Source organism: Undibacterium sp. Ji42W (assembly GCF_049340405.1).
GTDB lineage: Bacteria > Pseudomonadota > Gammaproteobacteria > Burkholderiales > Burkholderiaceae_D > Undibacterium.
Genome location: NZ_JBMPOV010000012.1, coordinates 166,769 through 187,444 on the forward strand (window position 1 = coordinate 166,769; position 20,676 = coordinate 187,444).

At 51.2% G+C, this 20,676-nt stretch carries 16 protein-coding genes; 11 read left to right on the plus strand and 5 right to left on the minus strand.

What is annotated here, in order from left to right:
* Positions 1 to 80 precede the first annotated feature (80 nt).
* From mutM to ACO0LG_RS24195, 7 genes are all read left to right on the plus strand, one after another.
* Positions 81 to 902, plus strand: a complete 822-nt coding sequence (mutM, locus tag ACO0LG_RS24165; protein WP_423030231.1) for a bifunctional DNA-formamidopyrimidine glycosylase/DNA-(apurinic or apyrimidinic site) lyase — start codon at positions 81 to 83, stop codon at positions 900 to 902.
* Between the two features lie 102 nt (positions 903 to 1,004).
* On the plus strand, positions 1,005 to 2,942 hold the full coding sequence (locus ACO0LG_RS24170; protein WP_423030233.1) for a dynamin family protein: 1,938 nt from the start codon (positions 1,005 to 1,007) through the stop codon (positions 2,940 to 2,942).
* Between the two features lie 4 nt (positions 2,943 to 2,946).
* A complete protein-coding gene (gene mutY / locus ACO0LG_RS24175) occupies positions 2,947 to 4,134 on the plus strand; it encodes an A/G-specific adenine glycosylase (RefSeq protein ID WP_423030235.1) in 1,188 nt (395 codons plus the stop codon).
* Between the two features lie 81 nt (positions 4,135 to 4,215).
* On the plus strand, positions 4,216 to 5,691 hold the full coding sequence (locus ACO0LG_RS24180; protein ID WP_423030237.1) for an alpha/beta hydrolase: 1,476 nt from the start codon (positions 4,216 to 4,218) through the stop codon (positions 5,689 to 5,691).
* Positions 5,688 to 6,518: an ATP-binding cassette domain-containing protein gene (locus tag ACO0LG_RS24185; RefSeq protein ID WP_423030239.1), complete on the plus strand. Its 831-nt coding sequence runs from the start codon at positions 5,688 to 5,690 to the stop codon at positions 6,516 to 6,518. Before ACO0LG_RS24180 ends, ACO0LG_RS24185 begins: the two co-directional genes overlap by 4 nt.
* Positions 6,518 to 7,681 (plus strand): ABC transporter permease, encoded by a 1,164-nt coding sequence (locus ACO0LG_RS24190; RefSeq protein WP_423030241.1) that lies wholly within the window; start codon positions 6,518 to 6,520, stop codon positions 7,679 to 7,681. The genes ACO0LG_RS24185 and ACO0LG_RS24190 overlap by 1 nt, the downstream gene beginning before the upstream one ends.
* Before the next feature lie 51 nt (positions 7,682 to 7,732).
* Entirely contained in the window at positions 7,733 to 9,055 is a 1,323-nt protein-coding gene (locus ACO0LG_RS24195) for a tetratricopeptide repeat protein (protein WP_423030243.1), read from the plus strand.
* Between the two features lie 132 nt (positions 9,056 to 9,187).
* Here ACO0LG_RS24195 and ACO0LG_RS24200 read toward each other — a convergent pair whose 3' ends face one another.
* Positions 9,188 to 11,389: a DUF4214 domain-containing protein gene (locus tag ACO0LG_RS24200; protein ID WP_423030245.1), complete on the minus strand. Its 2,202-nt coding sequence runs from the start codon at positions 11,387 to 11,389 to the stop codon at positions 9,188 to 9,190.
* Positions 11,390 to 11,519: 130 nt separating this feature from the next.
* Between ACO0LG_RS24200 and ACO0LG_RS24205 the strand changes: the two genes are divergently transcribed.
* Together ACO0LG_RS24205 and ACO0LG_RS24210 are read left to right on the plus strand one after the other, a co-directional pair.
* Positions 11,520 to 12,080, plus strand: a complete 561-nt coding sequence (locus ACO0LG_RS24205; protein WP_423030247.1) for a DNA-3-methyladenine glycosylase I — start codon at positions 11,520 to 11,522, stop codon at positions 12,078 to 12,080.
* Positions 12,081 to 12,182: 102 nt separating this feature from the next.
* Complete coding sequence (locus ACO0LG_RS24210; RefSeq protein ID WP_423030249.1) at positions 12,183 to 12,638, plus strand: DUF4124 domain-containing protein; 456 nt, start codon at positions 12,183 to 12,185, stop codon at positions 12,636 to 12,638.
* Between the two features lie 25 nt (positions 12,639 to 12,663).
* On the opposite strand, the gene ACO0LG_RS24215 is transcribed toward ACO0LG_RS24210, so the two are convergent.
* The 4 genes from ACO0LG_RS24215 to ACO0LG_RS24230 all read right to left on the minus strand — a co-directional run bounded on the left by ACO0LG_RS24215 (position 12,664) and on the right by ACO0LG_RS24230 (position 16,899).
* The gene (locus ACO0LG_RS24215) at positions 12,664 to 13,545 is read right to left on the minus strand and encodes a peptidase (RefSeq protein WP_423030251.1); all 882 of its coding nucleotides are present in this window, start codon (positions 13,543 to 13,545) and stop codon (positions 12,664 to 12,666) included.
* Positions 13,546 to 13,662: 117 nt separating this feature from the next.
* Positions 13,663 to 14,469 (minus strand): transglutaminase family protein, encoded by an 807-nt coding sequence (locus ACO0LG_RS24220; protein WP_423030253.1) that lies wholly within the window; start codon positions 14,467 to 14,469, stop codon positions 13,663 to 13,665.
* Between the two features lie 9 nt (positions 14,470 to 14,478).
* A complete protein-coding gene (locus tag ACO0LG_RS24225) occupies positions 14,479 to 15,429 on the minus strand; it encodes an alpha-E domain-containing protein (protein WP_423030255.1) in 951 nt (316 codons plus the stop codon).
* A 15-nt stretch (positions 15,430 to 15,444) separates the two neighbouring features.
* A complete protein-coding gene (locus ACO0LG_RS24230; protein WP_423030257.1) occupies positions 15,445 to 16,899 on the minus strand; it encodes a circularly permuted type 2 ATP-grasp protein in 1,455 nt (484 codons plus the stop codon).
* A gap of 167 nt (positions 16,900 to 17,066) precedes the next feature.
* Between ACO0LG_RS24230 and ACO0LG_RS24235 the strand changes: the two genes are divergently transcribed.
* Both ACO0LG_RS24235 and ACO0LG_RS24240 read left to right on the plus strand, forming a co-directional pair.
* Positions 17,067 to 18,170 (plus strand): cytochrome-c peroxidase, encoded by a 1,104-nt coding sequence (locus tag ACO0LG_RS24235; protein ID WP_423030259.1) that lies wholly within the window; start codon positions 17,067 to 17,069, stop codon positions 18,168 to 18,170.
* A 226-nt stretch (positions 18,171 to 18,396) separates the two neighbouring features.
* Positions 18,397 to 20,676: IPT/TIG domain-containing protein (locus ACO0LG_RS24240; RefSeq protein WP_423030260.1), on the plus strand; the 2,280-nt coding region annotated here is incomplete at its 3' end.

Genomic DNA, 20,676 nt, shown 5'->3' on the forward strand with positions numbered 1-20,676 from the left:
TTTTACGCTGAAGCAGCGCAACTGTGGGTTTCACTGCGTATATACACTGTGTCAGATTGTAATGGTAAAAGTTCCCGCCCATGCCAGAATTACCTGAAGTAGAAGTGACCCGCCGTGGCGTAGAGCCACATCTGACCGGCAAACAAGTCACCGACGTCATCATGCGCCGGGCTGGCTTGCGCTGGCCTTTTCCTACCAATTTACCTGCTTTGCTGACAGGGCAGCAGATATTGGCGACTGGCCGCAGGGGCAAATATCTGTTATTGCATTTTCCGCATGGGGTACTGCTTGTTCATCTTGGCATGTCCGGTCATTTGCGGGTGCTGGATAAAAAGGTAGCCCCTGCAAAACATGATCATATCGACATCGTCGTCGGTGAATTCGCCCTGCGCATGACAGACCCACGCCGTTTTGGCGCAGTATTGTGGCACGATGCTGCTGATGGCAACCTGGAAGAGCATCTGTTGATACGGCAACTGGGCGTGGAACCGCTGGAAGCTGGATTTAGCCCAGAATTATTGTATAAATTAACAAGAAACCGTAGCGCCTCTATCAAGCAAGTCTTGCTGGCAGGGGATATTGTGGTGGGTGTTGGTAATATTTATGCATCAGAAAGCCTGTTCAGGGCAGGCATCAATCCTAAAACTCAGGCTGGACGCATCAGTCTTAAGCGCTATACTTTACTGGAAGCGGCCATCCGTGCGACGCTGGCCGCAGCGATAGAGCAGGGTGGCAGCACCCTTAAAGATTTCATGGGTGTGGATGGGCAAAGCGGCTATTTTCAGCAGTCTTATTTCGTGTATGACCGCACCGACGAGCCCTGCCGTGTCTGTGGAGAAGCCATCAGACAGATAAAACAAGGGCAGCGTAGCAGCTTTTATTGTGCAAAATGTCAGAAATAAACCCACAAATCTGTCTGAAATGTAGGCAAAATTCGATTTACGCGTATTTTTTCAACGCTTCCATATATACTTGGAATATCAAAAAAGTTAACTGAGGGGAACATGAGCAATCTGGTTCAGAAATTCCAGGAGTACAGCGACTGGCGCAAAGGAGTGGTCAAAGCGCTGGAGCAGTACCGGTCATGGATACATGGATCGGATATGGCCGATGCCGCCAGTGATCAGCGTATTGCACGCCTGATGGAGCGTCTGGTTGACGACAAACTGTCCATCGCCTTTGTTGCTGAATTTTCACGCGGCAAGTCCGAACTCATCAATGCTATTTTCTTTGCAGATTATGGCCAGCGTATTTTGCCGTCATCTGCCGGTCGCACCACCATGTGCCCGACCGAGCTTTTGTATGACGACACCATCCCGCCTTGCATACGCCTGCTGCCGATAGAAACCCGCGCCGAAGCGCAATCGACCAGTGAATACAAGGGCCAAAGCCACGTCTGGACGGTGCTGCCGCTGAATATCAACTCTGGCGACGGCATGCTGGAAGCTTTCAAGCAAGTCAGCCTGACCAAGAAAGTCAGCATAGAAGTGGCCAAGCAATATGGCCTGTTCGATGAAAACGATCCCGATGCACCGCTGGAAATCGATGAAGATGGCCTGGTAGAGATTTCTCAATGGCGTCATGCCATTATCAATTTCCCCCATCCTTTGCTGAAAGAAGGTCTGATCATTGTCGATACTCCAGGCCTGAATGCCATAGGTACCGAGCCTGAACTGACACTGAACCTGATCCCGAATGCGCATGCTGTATTGTTTATCCTGGCCGCTGATACTGGGGTGACCAAGAGCGATATCGATGTCTGGCGCAATAATATCGGTAATGGCCCTGGCCGCATGGTCGTTCTGAACAAGATCGACAGTATGTGGGATGAATTGCGCACGCCTGAAGAAGTCGAAGCGCAAATCGTGCGCCAGGTCAGCACGGTTGCCCATACTCTGGGTCTGGAAGAAAAGCAGATTTTCCCTATCTCTGCGCAAAAAGGCCTGGTTGCCAAGATCAACAAGGATGCACCTTTACTGGCACGCAGCCGCCTGCCTACGCTGGAATATGCCCTGTCCAAGGAATTAATACCGGCCAAGCAAAACATCATCCGCGCCCAGATGTCTTCAGAAATCAATGAAATCATCCACGCGCAACAGGCTGTTATTTCGGCCCGCAGCCGTAGCATGGTTGAGCAGATGATGGAATTGAAGAGCCTGCGCGGCAAGAATATGAACGTCATCGAACACATGATGAAGCGTATCGATGCAGAGAAAAAAGAATTCGACGCCAGCCTGTTGCGCATGCAGGGTACACGCTCGGTTTTCACCCGCTTGTCTACCGAGGTGTACACCAGCTTGGGTATGGACATCCTGCGTGAGGAAATTCGCAAATCCCGTGAATCCATGGAGAAAAGCAAATTCTCGGTCGGTCTGCGTGAATCGGTCAGGCAATTCTTTTCTCAGGTTAAATTGAACCTGCAGACATCGAATAAAAAGACCGATGAGATTTCGGAAATGATGACGGTCATGTATCGCAAGTTTTCGACTGAACATGGCCTGGCTCTGTCGTCACCGATGTCTTTCTCGCTCGACAAATACATCAAGGAAGTCGAAGCTATTGAAGGCGTGTATCAAAAGCAGTTCAGTACGGCGACTTTGCTGACGACACCGCAAGTAGTGTTGATGCACAAGTTCTTTGATTCTGTCGCTGCCCGCGTCAAGCAAAGCTTCTTGCAAGCCAATCGCGATGTCGAAGCCTGGCAAAAAGTCGTCATGGCACCGCTGGAAGCACAGATACGTGAGCACAAAGGGCAGTTGAAAAACCGCATGCAATCGATACAGCGTATTCATGTGGCGACTGATAGCCTGGAAGACAAGATATCGTCGTTCGAGAGCTTGCAGGCAGATATCGATGCGCAGAAAAAAGCGCTGACCGATCTGGAAGATACACTGCGTACTGCATTGACAGCAGAACTGACTGCGCTCAGGGTGGCTGCCTGAAATAATGAAGTCCACAGCACCACGTAGCAAGGCTGACCCCGCGGGTCAGCCTCAGCCTGTTATTTCCCCATACTCCGGTCTATACGTCGACCCCAGTTTTTCTGCAGCGCTCATCACCTGGCAAAAACAGCATGGCCGACATGGCTTGCCCTGGCAGCAAAGCCATGAGGCTTATCGCGTCTGGCTGTCTGAAATCATGCTGCAGCAAACGCAGGTCACGGCAGTTATTCCGTATTACAAACGCTTCCTGAAAACTTTTCCTACCGTGTTTGACCTGGCCGCAGCGCCGGTAGAGCAAGTGATGGAACATTGGGCTGGCCTCGGTTATTACACCCGCGCCCGTAACCTGCATCAGTGTGCCAGGCAAGTGGTGGAAAAATACCAGGGCAAGTTTCCGGCTGACCCGGCCCTGCTACAAGAGTTGCCAGGCATAGGCCGCTCCACCGCTGCGGCGATCACAGCATTTTCTTATGGCACGGTGGCAGCAATTTTGGATGGCAACGTCAAGCGGGTATTCGCCCGTGTATTTGGTATAGATGGCTATCCCGGCACCAAACCCGTTGAAGACAATATGTGGCTGCGCGCCCAGGCTTTATTGCCGGCGCAAGAGATAGGCGCTTATACGCAGGGCCTGATGGACCTGGGGGCTACGGTATGCACGCGCAGCAGCCCCAAATGCACGCTATGTCCTTTCCAGCCACGTTGCGTGGCTTATGCACAAGGCAGGACGGCAGAGCTGCCAGTACGCAAACCAAAAAAGGCGCAAAAAGAAAAACAGGCCATCATGCTGCTAATGCAGGATGGTGCAAAAGTCTTGCTGGAACGCAGACCGCCTACCGGCATCTGGGGTGGCTTGTTATCCTTACCCGAGCTGGCAGGCATGCAAGAATATAGCGGCGAGGATGATGCCTTTTCTGTCGATGCGCAAATGGCGACGGTACGTGAACGCGCCAGCCGTTTTGGTGACATCGCCAGCATTCAGGTTTTACCGGTTTTTGCCCATGTATTCACCCACTTCAAATTGCATATCCTGCCGGTGCATGTGCAACTCAAAAAACGTCACCTGCAAGTTGCAGACGGCGAGCATGGCTGGCATCCGCTCAGTGAAGCAATGCAACTGGGTTTGCCTGCACCTATCAAGACTTTGCTGAGCAATCTTGGCACACAATCGCAACTGCCATTTACTGATTGAGTAATTCCGCTTAGACTCCTGAAGTTGCTATTCAAGTAATCAAGTCATGAGTAATCAAGCAAGCAGTTTCAGGAGACCACTTTGAACAAAAGATTCATGCTCAGGCTCATGTCTGGCCTGGCGCTATGCAGTGCGCTAACAGCACACGCCAATGCCGCGGCCACTACTTCACCCACCAAGGCTTGCCGCCTGCCAGACTTCCCACAAGAAGTGCAATGCGGCCAGATAAAAAGACCGTTGAACCCGGCACAGCCGCAAGGCAAGCAGATCGATATCCAGTATGTTGTGATCCCTTCGCAGGACAGGAATAAATTGCCGGATGCCGTTTTCCTGCTGGCCGGTGGCCCAGGCCAAAGTGCCATCAGCGTTGCCAGTTGGGCGACCACCCTGATGGCACGCCTGAACCGTCGCCGTGACCTGGTGTTTGTTGATCAGCGCGGCACTGGCCGCAGTGCGCCGCTGGAATGCCCTGAACTTGAAAAGGCAGAAGAAGTTTTATCGCCAGAGCAAAGAGTCAAAGTCACCGACGACTGCATGCGCCAGTTGCAGACATTGCCTTATGGCGAGCTGCAATATTTTGGCACCAGCATTGCCATGCAAGATCTGGAGGCGGTACGCCTGCAGCAAGGCTATGGCCGTATCAATGTCGTCGGCGCTTCTTACGGCACTCGTGCCGGTCTCGAATACCTGCGCCAGTTCCCGCAATCAGTGCGCCGCATTGTACTTGATGGCGTGGTGCCGCCCAGCATGCGTCTGGCCAGTGCTGACGCACAAAAGGCGCTTGATGCCTTGTTCAGGGATTGCAAAAAAGAAGTCGCCTGCAATGCCAGTTATCCGGATCTGGAGAATCGCTGGAAAAAACTGCTGGCCAGCCAGCCACAAAAAATCAGCATCACGCATCCGCGCATGGGCACACCCATGAAGACTGAGATGACACGCGATGGTTTGCTCGGCCTGGTTCACAAATCCCTGTACAGCCCCAATTCTCTGGCCGCTTTACCTTATGCCCTGACGCAGGCAGAGCAGGGCAACTATGCACCGCTGGTGACCATGACAGGTGCCACCAATTTGCCCGGCCCTGGTGGCATTTCTTACGGCATGCATTTCTCGGTATGGTGTGGTGAAGCTTTTGCACAGTCCGCAACCTTGTCTGCCAATGATGATTTTGAAAAACTCATGGCCGAGCAGTACACCCAGACTTGCAAAAAATGGCCGCGTAGCGAGATACCGGCAGACTTTTTCAGAGTACCTGCCTCAGCATCCCCCGCCCTGTTGCTGAGCGGCGGTCTTGATCCCGTCACACCGACCAGATATGGTGATGAAGTCGCCAAGGCACTAGGCCCGAATGCCCGCCATGTCGTGATAGAAAATACCGGTCATGGTTTGCTGGCGCAAGGTTGCATACGCGATGTAGTGCATCGTTTTTTAAATGCCAAGGAAGATAGCGAAGCCATCAAGGTTGATACGAGTTGCGTGCGCCAGATACCCCGCGCACTGGCCTGGCAGGCACCCGTACCGCCCGCCACCAGTCAAACCGGCAAGGAGGCCAAGCCATGATCATCGTCAATGACTTGCACAAAGAATTTGTGCGCCTCGGTAAATCGTCTGGCAATGCTTTTGTCAATGCTGCGCGCAGCCTGGGCTTGATGAAAAAAACCAGCGAAGTGGTGAAGGCCGTTGATGGTGTCAGCTTCAGTGCCGATGATGCTTGTATCACCGGTCTGCTGGGTGCAAACGGCGCAGGCAAAACCACCACGCTGCGCATGATCGCCGCACTCTTGCAATCCGATGAAGGCCAGATCATGGTTGACGGTACCGCAGTCAAAGCGGGTACTTCATCGACGCAGTCACACATGGGCGTCTTGTCAGATGCCCGCGGCCTCTACCCGCGCCTGACAGCGCGTGAAAATATTCATTACTATGGCTTGTTGCATGGTATGGATACTGAGCATGCAGAACAACGCACCCAGCAGTTATCGCAATGGCTGGATATGGGCAAATTGCTGGACCGTCGCACCGATGGCTTCAGCCAGGGTGAACGCATGAAAACCGCGCTGGCCAGGGCGCTGGTACATGATCCCAAAAACATCATTCTTGATGAACCCACCAATGGCCTGGACGTGGTCGCTACCCGCGCCCTGAGGGAATTCTTGCGTTTCTTGCGTTCCCCAGAAGGTGGTGGCAAGTGCATCATTTTCTCCACCCACATCATGCAAGAGGTAGAGCGCCTGTGCGACCAGGTTGTCATCGTTGCCCAGGGCAAGGACGTGGCGCATGGCACGGTGGAAGAACTGCTGGCGCAATCTGGCGAAAATAATTTTGAAGATGCCTTCGTCAAACTGGCATTCCTGCATCCACAAAAATTCCTGACAGGAGTGAACTGATGAAAGCCACTTTAGCTATCCTGCGCAAGGAATTGCGTGATGCCTTGCGTGACCGCCGCACCCTGATGGTGGCCCTGATCAGTTCATTGCTGGGCGTGCCGCTGATGCTCTTGATTTTCTCGGTAGTGCTGAGCCAGGTTGAATCTCAGGAAGAAAAACGTACAGTGCTCGTCAAGGGTATAGAACATGCCCGTGGACTGGAAAATTTCATCCTGCGTCAGGGTTATCAGATCAAGACCGCGCCTGATGATTACGCTGCCAAATCGCAAAGCAAGGAACTTGATCAGCCCGTACTGCTGATCCCGGATGACTTTGATGAAAAGCTGGCGTCTGGTGGCAAGGGTATATTGGAAATAGCCTTCGATACCTCGAACCGCCAGGCAGAATTTGGTGTGCGCCCGTTGCGCCGTTTGCTGGATGGCTATTCCCAGGAACTTGCTTCACTGGGGTTGGCCATGCGTGGCGTGTCACTGGAATTATTGCAGCGCCTGGACATACGCGAGCATCATATCAAAAAGCCGGAAGAGCGCAAAGCCACCATCACCACCATGCTGCCCATGATGGTCTTGATGGCCATCGTCCTTGGTGGCATGTATGCCGCCATCGATACCACGGCAGGCGAACGTGAGCGCGGCTCTCTGGAACCGCTGATGATGAACCCTGTCAATGGCTGGCAACTAACCATAGGCAAATGGGGCGCGGTCGCCATAGTTGGCATGGGCGTGGTGGTGTTGACCATCTTCAGCTTCTTCCCTTCTCAATGGCTGATTCACAATGAAACCCTGCGTGCAGAATTCCAGTTCAACTTCAAGGATGCGATGGGCTTCTTGCTGGTCTTGCTGCCACTGGCCGCCAGCGTGGCCGCGATACAGATTGCCATTTCACTGGACTGCAAAAGCTATAAGGAAGCCCAGGTACGCAACCAGCTGGTGACCATGTTCATTCCCTTTGTATCGCTGGTGCCTATCCTGTTCCCTGGCCGCGAACCTTCCTGGTTCCAGTGGGTGCCGGTGCTTTCACAAAACCAGATGATGAACCAGGTGCTGAAAGGAGAAACCTTGAGTGTCGTCGCAGTTGGCATTGCCTTGCTGGTATGTGCCTTGATGAGCCTGGTTAGCCTGGCGTATATCTCGCAAAAAATGCGCAGGGTAGTGATGCATTGAGCATCCAGCTTTTTGCGCATCGATCAGTAAATTGAACCGGATAAAATCATTGTGATTAAACTCAAACGCCACTGCTATTTTGTCTTCGTCATGGCTGCTGCCGGCATCAGCACGCAACCAGGCTTTGCTGCCGATACGCCTGCTGTGGTAGCGCCTGTCAATGAAGATATCAGTGCTGAAAATATTCTTCGCTATCGCCAGCTGGCAGAAAAAGACGCTGAGCAATATTTGCCGCAACTGGCAAAATTGCTCAGCGTGCAGGGGCGCACTTATACCAGAAGTAATAAGGTGAAAGAAGCGCGCGTACCTTATGAAGAGTCACTGAATATCTACCGCCAATTGTCACAAAAAAATCCAGGTAAATATACTCCAGAACTGGCTGGTGCTCTGATCGATATTGGTTTGCCTTATGAAGCAGAGGGTAGGTCGCAAGATGCACAGGCCAGCTATGAAGAAGCCCTGGTTCTTTACCGCAAACTGGCACTCGGTAATCCAGAAACGTACCAACCCAAACTGGCCATTGCGCTGAGTAATTTGAGCAATCGTTACCTGGAACAAAAGCGTTTTAATGAAGCAGTTGCAGCCAGCGAAGAGGCAGTCGCGATTCATCGCCAATTGGCAAAAAACCAGCCCGTTCTCTATAGACCGCGCCTTGCCGAAAAATTGACCAGCCTCGCGATTGTGTATGCTGACGCTGGCCGTCCGAAAGAAGCGCAGATTTCTTATGAAGAAGCGATCACTGTATATCGTATATTGATGAAAACCGACGCTGGTCCTCATCAATTTGACCTGGCCAGGGCATTGCACGGACTAGGTTTGTTGCACCGCAGGCAAAACCAGTTAAAAGAAGCGCAGCTTGATTTTGAAGAAGCGATGGCGATTCTTCATCCAATGGCCGAAAAGATACCTGAGATCTATTTGTACATGGCACCAGGGATGCTTGAATTTTTGGCTTCTCAATATGATGAACAAAAGCGCTATCAGGATGCGCGCATGTCTTACGAAGAAGTGGTGCAAATTTATCGCAAGAGAGAACAAGCGAGCCCTGGCTCAGCCATGGTTGATCTTGGCCGTAGCCTATTGGCCTTGGGCACACTCTATCACCGCGAAGGTCGTTGGGATGACGCGCAACAGGCTTATGAAAGAGCGATTGCATTTTTGCGCCGCGCTGCGCAAAAAAATCCTGATATATTTCAACCCCATGTTGCTCATGCCATGATTAATCTGGGCATGGTTTATCGCCAGCAAAAGCAGTTGCAATCAGCCAGGCTGATGCTGGAAGAAGCAATTTCAGTATTGAAAGCTTTACCTGGCAAGCTGCCGCAATACCAGGCTGAAATTGATCGCGCCACACGAGTGCTGCAAGAACGCTGATTATCTGTCGCATCACGTCTTTTTACAGATGCGAGTGGCAATCAATAACATCGATTGCTTTCGCCAACAAAAAACGCAGCATTTCTGCTGCGTTTTTTTGTTGTCTGCTCAGTTTGCCTTACTTACTTTAACTTACCTGGCCTGCATGTTCGCCGACTTGAGCAGCTTGATATTACGCCATGGCTTTGTACTCTTGTCGAGAATAGGCGTGCCCTGTAAAGGTGGCGGTGCCGGACTGAAGCTGGCAGCAGGGCAGGAACCTGTGCTGGCATAAGTCAATGCTGCTGACAGGCGTGTTTCGCTTTGATTGCCCAAGTCATGATTCAAGTCATCCGTCGCTTTGCACAATGGTGTGAAACCGTTGGTAAAGTCGCCCTGGCCTGCAGCATTGACGCCAGCAAACTGAATTGCAAAGTATGCTGTATTGCAATTATTGGTCTGGACGAAACCATAGGGCTTGCCACAGGTAGTATCACCAATCAGAATGACTTGCATGAAGGGTTTCAGGCCGTTGATGATGGATTCACTGGCTGAACATGTACCACTGCCAGTCAGGATGAACACCCGTGGCAGGTTCAGTTGCGGCAAGAGGCGGTTGTTGGTATCCGTGTCATAGAAATAAGAGATATTGTCTGCTGTCAGGTCGGTGTGCTTGTCGTTGAACTGCAATTGTTCAAACACCTTGTTAACAACCTTGGTACCAGCAATCATCGCCGCCAATTCATTGGCGATATACAGATAACCACCGCCGTTGTAGCGCAAATCAAGTACCAGATCATCAACGCGTGCGGTCTGGAACTTGCGCATGGATGTCACCAGCGGTGCCTCTGCCGTGCGGATGTGGTCAGTGAAGACCATATAAGCTATCTTCTTGCCATTCACATTCAGTATCTGGTCTTGCAGTACAGGTGCTGTTGTGACGGTAGTAGATGTCATGCTCACAAGACGGCTGTTTGATGCATTGGTGTCCTGCACCCTGAAACTGTGGGTTTCGGTTTTTGGCGGGAACAGGGCATTGTATTGCGCATCGTTCAGTGAGCCGCCCAGATCCGTGTTATCAACACTGACCAGTGTGGTACCGCGCTTGAGTTGCGCAATATCAGCAGGCGAGCCAGGCTGCACGTAGCGCACCCGTATCTTGCTGCCTTCACGCACCAGGCTATAGCCATAGCTGACATCTTCACCAGACTGGAAGTAATCATCGATGCTGCCCTGCACATCAGTGAAGCTGAACCTGTCCTTGGACTTAACGATCAGTGCATCAAAATAGCTGGCAGGTGTGCTGTAGTTGGCGGCCGGTACATTGACGATGTCGCGGTACCACAGATAGACATCATCAAGGTGGGCGCGTACCCAGCTTTTTTCTCCTGTGGGTGTGCATATATTGGCCAGTTGATCAGGCGAACCATAGATGCCTGTCGTGCCAGGGGCGATCAGCGACGAGTTAATCGGGTCGCCGCTGACGCCGATAAGGTCACGGGCAGCCGAGGTGGATGTGCTGGTGACGGCAGCAGCAATTGCCATGGTCTTGGTGATATTGTCATCCAGCGTCAGATAACTCAGGCCTTGTTGTACCGCAAAATAGTTGGCAATATCAAGTTTGTTGTTCAGCAGACTGGTGACCCAGCCCCAGGTTGCGTCATTTGCGTATTCGCGGGCCGATACCAGGATAGCCCTGACCATGCTGCCCTTGGGCGTGCCGTTTTTCAGCTGGCTCGACCAGTAATCGATTTCTGCTGCATTCGGTGCAGTAGTGCCGGTACGACCCAGCACGTTTTTATAAATGATGCGGATGAAGTCGTCATTGCTCATGCTGCTGGAATAGCCCGTCAGAGCAGGTGATTGAAGGGCAACGAGATAAAAACTTTCGGCAATTTGCGCTTCAGTCATGCCGGCCTGTACCTGGTCTATCCAGTAGGACAAGCCATCTGCATCAGGAACGCGGTTAAAGAAGGCCACATACAGGTCGATCAGATTGTTCAGGCTGGTGACAGAAAGTGCCGCAGCTTTATCACCTATGCGAAGATTGACGCGGAAATCGCTGAATTGCAGTATGTTGGTTGTCAGCGGCGCACTGATGGGGGCTGCACCACCTACCATATCGACGATAACATAAGTGGACCCCAGTCGTGAGATCATATAATTCTGGCGCTTGCCGGTAAAACTCATGACATCAGCGGCTGTTGCTGCCTGTATAACTGGTGCTGGTGAGGCTGGCGGCACAGCGGCTGTCTGTTTGGCATCCTGATTACTGCTACCGCCACAGGCAGCGAGGATCAGGCTCATTGCTGACAAGGCAAACAGATTTTTACTGCAAGGTTTAAAACGCAACATGGTGATTCCACTATCTGATGACGAACGTCGATTCTAGAAGAAATGGGTAGAATGTCAATTCGAATTGAAAAATTTTGTTAAAAATCTGCTTTTCCCCACATCCTATATTACTCCACATGGTTTTTTACGTATGAAAACACGCTGCAATTGGGCTAACCCTTCTAACCCCCTGTACCTGCACTATCATGATCATGAGTGGGGTGTTCCCTGCCATGATGAAGTGCGCCTGTTTGAAATGCTCAATCTTGAGGGGGCACAAGCTGGTCTAAGTTGGGAAACCATACTCAACAAGCGCGAAAATTATCGCCTGGCTTTTGATGATTGGGACGCGAAAAAAATCGCAGCCTATGATGGCGACAAAGTCGCCTCGTTGCTGGCCAATGCCGGCATCGTCAGGAACCGTTTAAAAGTCGCTGCTGCCATCAGCAATGCCAAGGCTTACCTGCGTTTGTGTGAAGAGCAAGGCAGCCTGGATACCTATCTGTGGGCCTTTGTGAATGGCAAGCCCATCGTCAATAGCGGTGAGCGTATTATTACGACAGAATTGTCTGACCGTATTTCCAAAGATTTGCTCAAGCGCGGCTTCAAATTTGTTGGCTCTACCATTATTTATGCGTATATGCAGGCAATAGGCATGGTGAATGACCATGCCGCTGAATGTGCCTGGCGCAAGATGAAAGGCAAGAAGTGATGGATAGTTTGCTCAGTGCACAATACCCCGGAAAACTGATGGTATTTGTATAAGCAGACAAGCTCTGTTATCGTTCGGCATCTTGTAGAAATAGTGAAAAAAATGAAGCAAATTGTTCTTAAACCAGTTTTCCTGGCTGCTTGCCTGACACTGACATTCGCCACGACTGTCGCCCATGCTGAAATTTATAAATGGATCGATGCAAATGGCAAGGTGCATTATTCTGAAAAAAGGGATGAGGCAGGCAGAGCCAAAGTTGAAGAAGTGAAAGTGATTTCAGGTGAAGAAAAACCTTCTGCTGCACCGAGCTGGCAGGAACAGGAGGCTGACTTCCGCAAGCGCCAGATAGAGAAACAGGCAAAGCAGTCCAAAGAACCCGTAGTAAAACCGAAAGAGCCCTCGCCATTTGTTCCCGGCAATCAGCCAGAAACCAATGAATCACGTTGTTCAATGGCTAAAGCAATTTTGAGTGGCAAGCTGATTCACGGCAACAATAACAAAACCGACGCAAACGACAAGGCAATTGCGGAGAGGGACGTGAGTACCTATTGCCGCTAACTGCATAGCCAGTTTCAAGACTGTTTCAAGCCTGCTTGGTATTGTTAGGCTGCTGCGCCAATGACTGCAAAGGGGAGGGAGTAGTTGTTGCAATATCCCGTAATTCTGGCGGGACGGCGACGCGCACAGGCTTGCTGTGCATATTGGTAGCTGACAAGACATTGCCTTGTATTTCGGGGCTGGCATTCCATACCGGGTCAGCAATACTTTCAAAGACAGACTTCAATTGCTGGCCCCAGGTGTTACGTATCATCTGGAAATACTGGTTTTTCTCATCTATCGTGACGAAGTGGGTGATGGCCAGTTTATTGTCTTCATACACCAGCAAGTCCAGCGGCAAACCAACAGATACGTTAGAACGCAGAGTCGAGTCCATCGAGATCAGCGCGCACTTGGCAGCTTCATCAAGCGGGGTCGTTGGGGTGACCACGCGGTCCAGAATGGGTTTGCCATATTTGGCTTCACCAATCTGGAAATAGGTATTTTCATTATGCGATTCGATGAAATTGCCGGCAGAATAAATCTGGAACAGACGGCAACGCTCACCCTTGATCTGGCCACCAAAAATCAGGCTGACGTTAAAGTCTATACCAAACTCTGACAGCGACTTGGCATCGCGGTGATAGACAGTGCGCACGGCTTCACCCAGTATGCGGGCGGCCTCATACATATTGGTCGCAGTCCAGATGCTATTGCCATTGGCATCCACATGGTCAGATACCAGTTGGCGTATTGATTGTGAAATCGATAAGTTACCAGCCGTCATCAACACCATGGTGCGGTCGCCCGGGTTTTCAAACACCGACATTTTACGGAAAGTGCCCACCTGATCCACGCCTGCATTGGTGCGTGAGTCGGAGAGAAACACCAGCCCGGCGTCAAGGCGCATGCCAATACAGTAAGTCATAGTGCAGAGTTTTGATCCATGGAAACTAGAATTCTACCCGAAACCGGAGTATTGAAATACGCTTGTCACAATTGTATGCAGTGTCTGTAACAATTGACCAGGGTCGTATTCATGGAGTTATCGCGGCGTTACCAGTACCGTCACACTCAAAGTCTCCAGTCCACCGCCACGGCGTACTCCGCGTACTGGCGCTGCAGAATCATAATCGCGTCCGATAGCGAGACGGCAGTAAGCATCCGTCATCAGGCAGGCGTGCGTGATATCCACACTGACCCAGCCGCTATAGTCTGCGTCTTCTACCCATACATCAACCCAGGCGTGGCTATCGGCATGGCCGGTGGATTCCGGGTCAATATAGCCAGAAACATAACGTGCCGGGATGCCGCGCGCATGGCAACAGGCTAGCATGATATGGGCATGGTCCTGGCAGACACCGCGGCCCAGTTGCAGGGCATCACTTGCACTCGTCGTCACGATAGTTGCACCAGATTGATACTCGACCGCACCGCGAATGTGCGCAGCCAGATTTAATAGTGCAGTCGTGCTGGTCTTGCCGCTGTCGGGCAAATGCGCCCGGGCAAAATCCACGATTGCTGGCACTGGTTCTGTCAGACGTGTCGGTACCGTAAATACCAGCGGTGAAAAGGTATCCGGGTCAGTAATTCTCCCCTGGTAAGGCGTAGCCAGTTCTACCAGACCCTCGGCAATAATGGCAACTTCATGATGCTGGCCAGTGATGGTCAGCGTATGCGAAGGGTTGCCATAGGCGTCGATATAGGCGTGGCGTTGCCCAGGCGTCTTGATCTGCCATGAAATGGCGTGCTGATGCTGCTCTGCACGCGGTGTCAGGCGCAACTGCTGTATCGTGTATGTCAGCGGCGCTGAATACTGGTAAATAGTTTGGTGACGGATAAAAAGTTGCATAATGTTTTCTCATGCCGCCAGCGGGACCAGGAAGTCGCGGCTGACGCGGTTACCCAGTTCGAAAATATTTTCCAAAAAGCGGGTCAGGTTGTCATGCAAGCCTTCTGCCAATATCTCTTCGATACGGGCAAATTGCAATTCTGCATGCAGCTTACCAGCAAAACGCTCGGTATCGGCTGAGACGTCATTGCGCACCTCCTTCAGGTTGCCGACTACTTCATCCATGCAGGCCAGCAACGAGCGTGGCATATCACCACGCAGCATCAGCAACTCTGCCACCCGCTCTGGCGTGATGACATCGCGGTAGACTTTGCGGTAAATCTCAAAGCCGGATACTGAGCGCAGTAGCGCTGCCCAGTAATAAAAATCCCTTTGCAGGCTGTCATTGCCGCGCCCGCTTTCTTTGGCACCGTGGAATTTCACATCCAGTATCCGCGCCGTATTATCCGCGCGCTCTATGAAGGTACCCAGGCGAATAAAATGCACCGCCTCATCCTTGAGCATCGTGCCCAGCGTCACGCCACGCGACAAATGCGAACGGTACTTGACCCATTCAAAAAACTGGCTGGGGTCGTTTTCCAGTATCGTATGCGACAAGTTGTCCTGCATATCCAGCCAGGTGGCATTCTGCGTTTCCCACACCTCAGTCGTCAGCGTACCGCGTACAGCCCTGGCATTTTCACGCGCTTCTTTCAGACAGGAGGCGATGGAGGACGGATTCATCGGGTCTCGCACCATGAAGTCGAGCACATCCTTCTTCGTCAGCAAACCATATTGATGGTCAAAGGCAGACTGCAATTCAGAGATGCCGAGCATGGCACGCCAGCCACGTTCAGCATCTTCGGCAGATTGCGGCAACATCGACGTCTGGATATTCACATCCAGCATACGGGCAGTATTTTCAGCACGCTCGGTATAGCGCGCCATCCAGAACAAATGATCAGCGGTACGACTCAGCATGTAATTTCTCCTGACTTAATTTTCAAGGATCCAGGTATCTTTTGTCCCACCGCCTTGCGATGAGTTGACGACCAGCGAACCCTCTTCCAAGGCCACCCGCGTCAGGCCGCCTGGCACCATCGAGATGGTCTTGCCAGACAACACAAAGGGCCGCAAATCGATATGGCGTGGCGCAATGCCGCTTTCAACAAAGGTAGGGCAGGCCGACAATGCCAGGGTAGGCTGGGCGATATAACCATCCGGCTTGGCCAGCAAACGCTGACGAAAATCTTCTATCTGCGCCTTGGTCGAAGCCGGACCCACCAGCATGCCGTAACCACCAGCACCATGCACTTCCTTGACCACCAGTTCCCCCAGATTCGCCAGCGTATAAGACAGGTCTTCGGCTTTGCGGCACTGGTAAGTCGGCACGTTATTCAAGATCGGTTCTTCAGTCAGATAAAACCTGATCATGTCCGGCACGAATGGGTAGATCGATTTATCATCCGCAACACCGGTGCCTATCGCATTCGCCAGCGTCACGCGGCCTGCGCGATACACCGACAACAAGCCCGGCACACCCAGAGAAGAGTCAGGCCGGAAAGCTAGCGGATCAAGAAAATCATCATCAATACGGCGGTAAATCACATCCACCCGTTTGGGCCCCCGCGTAGTGCGCATGAACACCGCATTGTCATTGACAAATAAATCCTGGCCTTCGACCAGTTCCACACCCATTTGCTGGGCCAGGAAGGCATGTTCGAAATACGCCGAGTTATACATGCCCGGCGTCATGACCACCACGGTAGGGTTATCCACCCCCATAGGGGCGACTGAGCGCAGGTTATCCAGCAGCATGTCAGGATAATGATCAACCGGTGCAATCTTGTTACGCGCAAACAGCTCAGGAAAAAGCCGCATCATCATCTTGCGGTCTTCCAGCATGTAAGATACGCCAGAGGGCACCCGCAAATTATCTTCCAGTACGTAAAATTCACCCTCGCCAGCCCGCACAATATCCACACCTGCAATATGGGCATAAATGTCAGAAGCGACAGAAATACCCTGCATTTCAGGGCGATATTGGGCATTTTTATAGATTTGCTCAGCAGGGATGATGCCCGCCTTGATGATATTCTGGGCGTGATAAATATCATGAATGAACATGTTCAGCGCCTGCACCCGCTGCGCCAGTCCCTTTTGCAATTGCGCCCACTCACCCGCATGGATAATGCGCGGGATGATGTCAAACGGGATCAGCCTCTCAGTGCCCGCATCGTCACCATACACGGCAAAGGTAATGCCCACCCGGCGAAAACTCAGGTCAGCCTCGGCCCGCTTGCGTTTCAATCGTTCGGCCGGTTGTTGCGCCAGCCAGTTGCAAAACTCGCGGTAATGTTCCCGCGTCAATTCTCCGCCCGCGCCACCAATTGCAGCGGCACCCGGTGCACTGGCGTCATAGGCGTGCATTTCATTGAAAAACTTGGCCATGTTCTAGTCTCGTGGTTACGGTTCCAATACAGCATATCAAGAAACGTGCCAGATCACCTTGTGGTTAACCGAAGCGTGGTTTTTTTGTCGCTATCAGTCGATCGTGCAAACAGGAGCGACTGACCGACGATAGTACAATGTTCATTTTTTATCAAAGCGCAGGTCGTATGCCCAAAAAATTGCGAGCACTACTATGTCTGTTGATGTTGTCAGCCGCTTGCCGCCTGGCTGTTTCTGAAGACAGCAATCAGCAGGCATTGACGGGTTTGCCAGACATGCCACACGCAGCAAATGCTGCCAAAAGCAGGCTGGGTCAGCAGATTTTTTTTGATAAAAACCTGAGCCGCGACGGCACCGTAAGTTGCGCCACTTGTCATCAGCCGCAACTGGCTTTTAGCGACGGTAAAAAACTGGCAGAAGGTATCAGAGGGCAAATTGGCACACGCAACACCCCCAGCCTCATCAATGCCGCCTTTAATCAAAGCCAGTTTTGGGATGGCCGCCGCAGCACGCTTGAATCCCAGGCCATGGACCCCTTTTTAAATCCGCGTGAACATGGGCTGCAAGACCAGCAAGCCATCCTCGCAGGTTTAAACAAAAATCCTGCTTACCGCGTACTGATACAGCAAGCCTATAACATCAAACCTGCCTCAATAAACCCTGAACAAGTCGCCAGCGCGCTAGCCAGTTTTGAGCGCACCCTGGCAGCTGGTGACAGCCCGTTTGACCGCTATTACTTTCAACAAGATAAAGCCAGCATCAGTCCCGCAGCGCAACGTGGCCTGCAACTTTTCATCGGCAGTGCGCAATGCATCAACTGTCACAAGATAGAAAAGACACACGCCTTGTTCACCGATAACCAGTTCCATGGCCTGGGTGTGGGCTTTAAAAAGATCGAAGCCCGCCTGCCAGAGCTGACACAACGCCTGGTGCGCGCGCAAGAACAAAAAATCAGCCTGGACCAGGCAGTGCTCAGCGATGAAGACATCGCCGAGCTTGGCCGTTTTGCAGTCACCCTCAAGCCAGCAGACATCGCCAAATTCCGCACACCCAGCCTGCGCAACGTAGCACTGACTGCCCCCTATATGCACGACGGCAGCGTCGCCACGCTGGAAGCCGCAGTTGAAATGGAAATTTATTACCGCAGCGCCGAATCACAAAAACCCCTGATACTCACCCCTCTGGAAAAAGCCGACCTGGTTCAATTTTTAAAATCCCTGACCAGTGCACCGTTGCCCAAACACCTGTTATCTGCCCCCTCATCCAAATAAGTTCGAGCCGGGCAATCGTCAAAAGATATGCAAATTATTGCCATATTTTTCATCAGGTGTCTTTATTTTTAAGGAAATAAAAGTAAAAAATAATTAAGTGAACTTGTTCCCTTTGCATTATAGTTGTGTGGAATACATGACTTTAAGATAAATTAACTATTGCCTGTCCGTAATTTTTACGTGCATCAGCCCGATGCTGACAATAGATGAACGCAAAGGGATGACAATGCAGCACCGGTTTTGCCTGAAACATGGCCTTGTACGCTTGTTGGCGATTGTATTGGAAGCACAAAGCATTTTCATCCGGCAATTTGCAGCGCGGCCTTACCGCGCTTTATGCCTGCTAGCGCTCTGCCTGGGCACGCATCTCGCATCGCCTGCGCTGGCGGCTGATGTCCAATACGTGTATGACAAACTTGGCCGCTTGGTCAGCGTGGTAGCAGCTGACGGCAACAGTGTGCAATACACTTATGATGCCGTTGGCAATATCCAGAATATACAAAAGAACACCACGACAGCACTCTCAATTGCCGAATTCTCTCCCTCCGGCGGTAGTGCAGGTACCACGGTCACCATCTTTGGCAGCGGCTTTGATACCGTAGCTGCAAACAATATTGTCAAATTCAATGGCAAGTCCGCAACGGTGACGGCCGCCACCGCAAACAGCCTGACAGTAAACGCGCCCGCAGATGTCGCGACAGGCAAAATCACCATCAGCAATGCCAACGGCACAGCCACCAGCAGTAATGACTTCGTCGTTGGCGCAGCCAGTGCGCCGACCATTACCGGCTTTACCCCCAATATGGGTAGCAACGGCACAGTCGTTACGGTCGGCGGTGCAAACTACCAGCCAGTCAAAACCGACAACAAAGTCAGTTTTGGCAATAGCTTTGCCACAGTCTCTTCGGTCACAAGCAGTAGCCTGCTGACCTCACCACCAGCGTCACCAGTATCTGGAAAAATTGCTATCTCCACACCTTACGGGCAGGCTATCAGCTCCAGTGATTTCTATGGTTTGCCGACGGGGGTAAGTTCGGCGGATATTGGGTATGCAGGGCGTTTGTCAGTCAATACACCCGCTACAAAAGTATCAACAAGCACAGCAGGCAAAAAAATTGTATTGCTGTTTGAAGGTGTTGGTCAGCAATACCTATCCTTGTTATCAACAGCCGGAACATTTGCTGCCAACGTCAATGTCGCAGTGTACCGACCAGATGGCAATCTTCTGGTAAGCGGGGTTATCACAAATATGGGTAATTTTGAATTACTGAAATTACCTATCAGTGGAACTTATACAATTTTTCTGACACCTGGTTCAAGCGACAAAGGAGATTTGAATCTGTCATTGATACCCGCTGGTACCATGAACATTGATGCTGTTACACCTCTGAGTGTTGTTGCCGCTCAGATGCAACGTTTTACTTTTACTGCAGAAGCAGGTAAAACATTTGGACTCAGCCTGACTGATTTGAAGTTTACTGGCACTGGCTCAGGTACTAAAAATGTCAGAGTCTACCTTGAAAGGGGTGATGGTACTGCAGTCTACGACTGGACTTTCACTGCAGATGGTAGTTGTGACCTGTATATGCCCTCATGGTTTCCTACGACAGGCACTTATGTTCTTCGCTTTGTTCCAAGTTTCCCGTTTGTAGCGAGTTTCAATGCTTTACTATCCAAAGACATTGAAGTGGGCATTCTTTTACCAGGTGCTGCACCCCTCAATCTGACGACTGTATTCCCTGGTCAAAATGGACGATTCACCTTCGATGCGGTTGCTGGGCAAAGCTTTAACTTGGCAATTACTGGCAATACCATACCAGTCTACACTGCAAAGACTATTTGGATTTACAAACCCACTGCCGGTAGCAGCGGTTCACAGTGGGGGTCCTACGATTTAATTACTGGCTCTTCTGTAATTGGCTTGAATAATCTTCCAGAAACAGGAACATACACTATCCTGATTGATCCTTTGGGGCTCGATAAAGGCAGTATCAATCTTCAATTGCTATCTGATGCTACCGGCACATTGGCAATGGACGGAACGACTTCCGTGAATTTGCCTATGGGTCAATATGGTCGTTATACTTTCACTGCTCAAGCAGGTAAAGCTTATGGCCTAAGTCTTACTAGTTTGAATTTCACCGGTACCGGTTCAGGCACAAAAAATGTCGCCGTATACCTGGAAAAAGCTGATGGCACGGCGATTTACAACTGCACATTTACTGTTGATAGTAGCTGTGATTTTTATAATCCCAAATGGTTTGTCGCAGGTGATACGTATGTTGTCCGTTTTATACAAAGCTCATCTTATGCTGTTAGCTTCAATGTCGTGTTATCCAGAGACATTGAAGCAGGGAATCTTATTTCTGGTGTTACGCCCCTCAATTTGACCACTATATTTCCTGGGCAGAATGGACGTTTCACTTTCAATGCAACAGCCGGGCAAAGTTTTAACTTGGTGATTACTGATAACACCATGCCTATCACCAGCAGCAAGACTATCTGG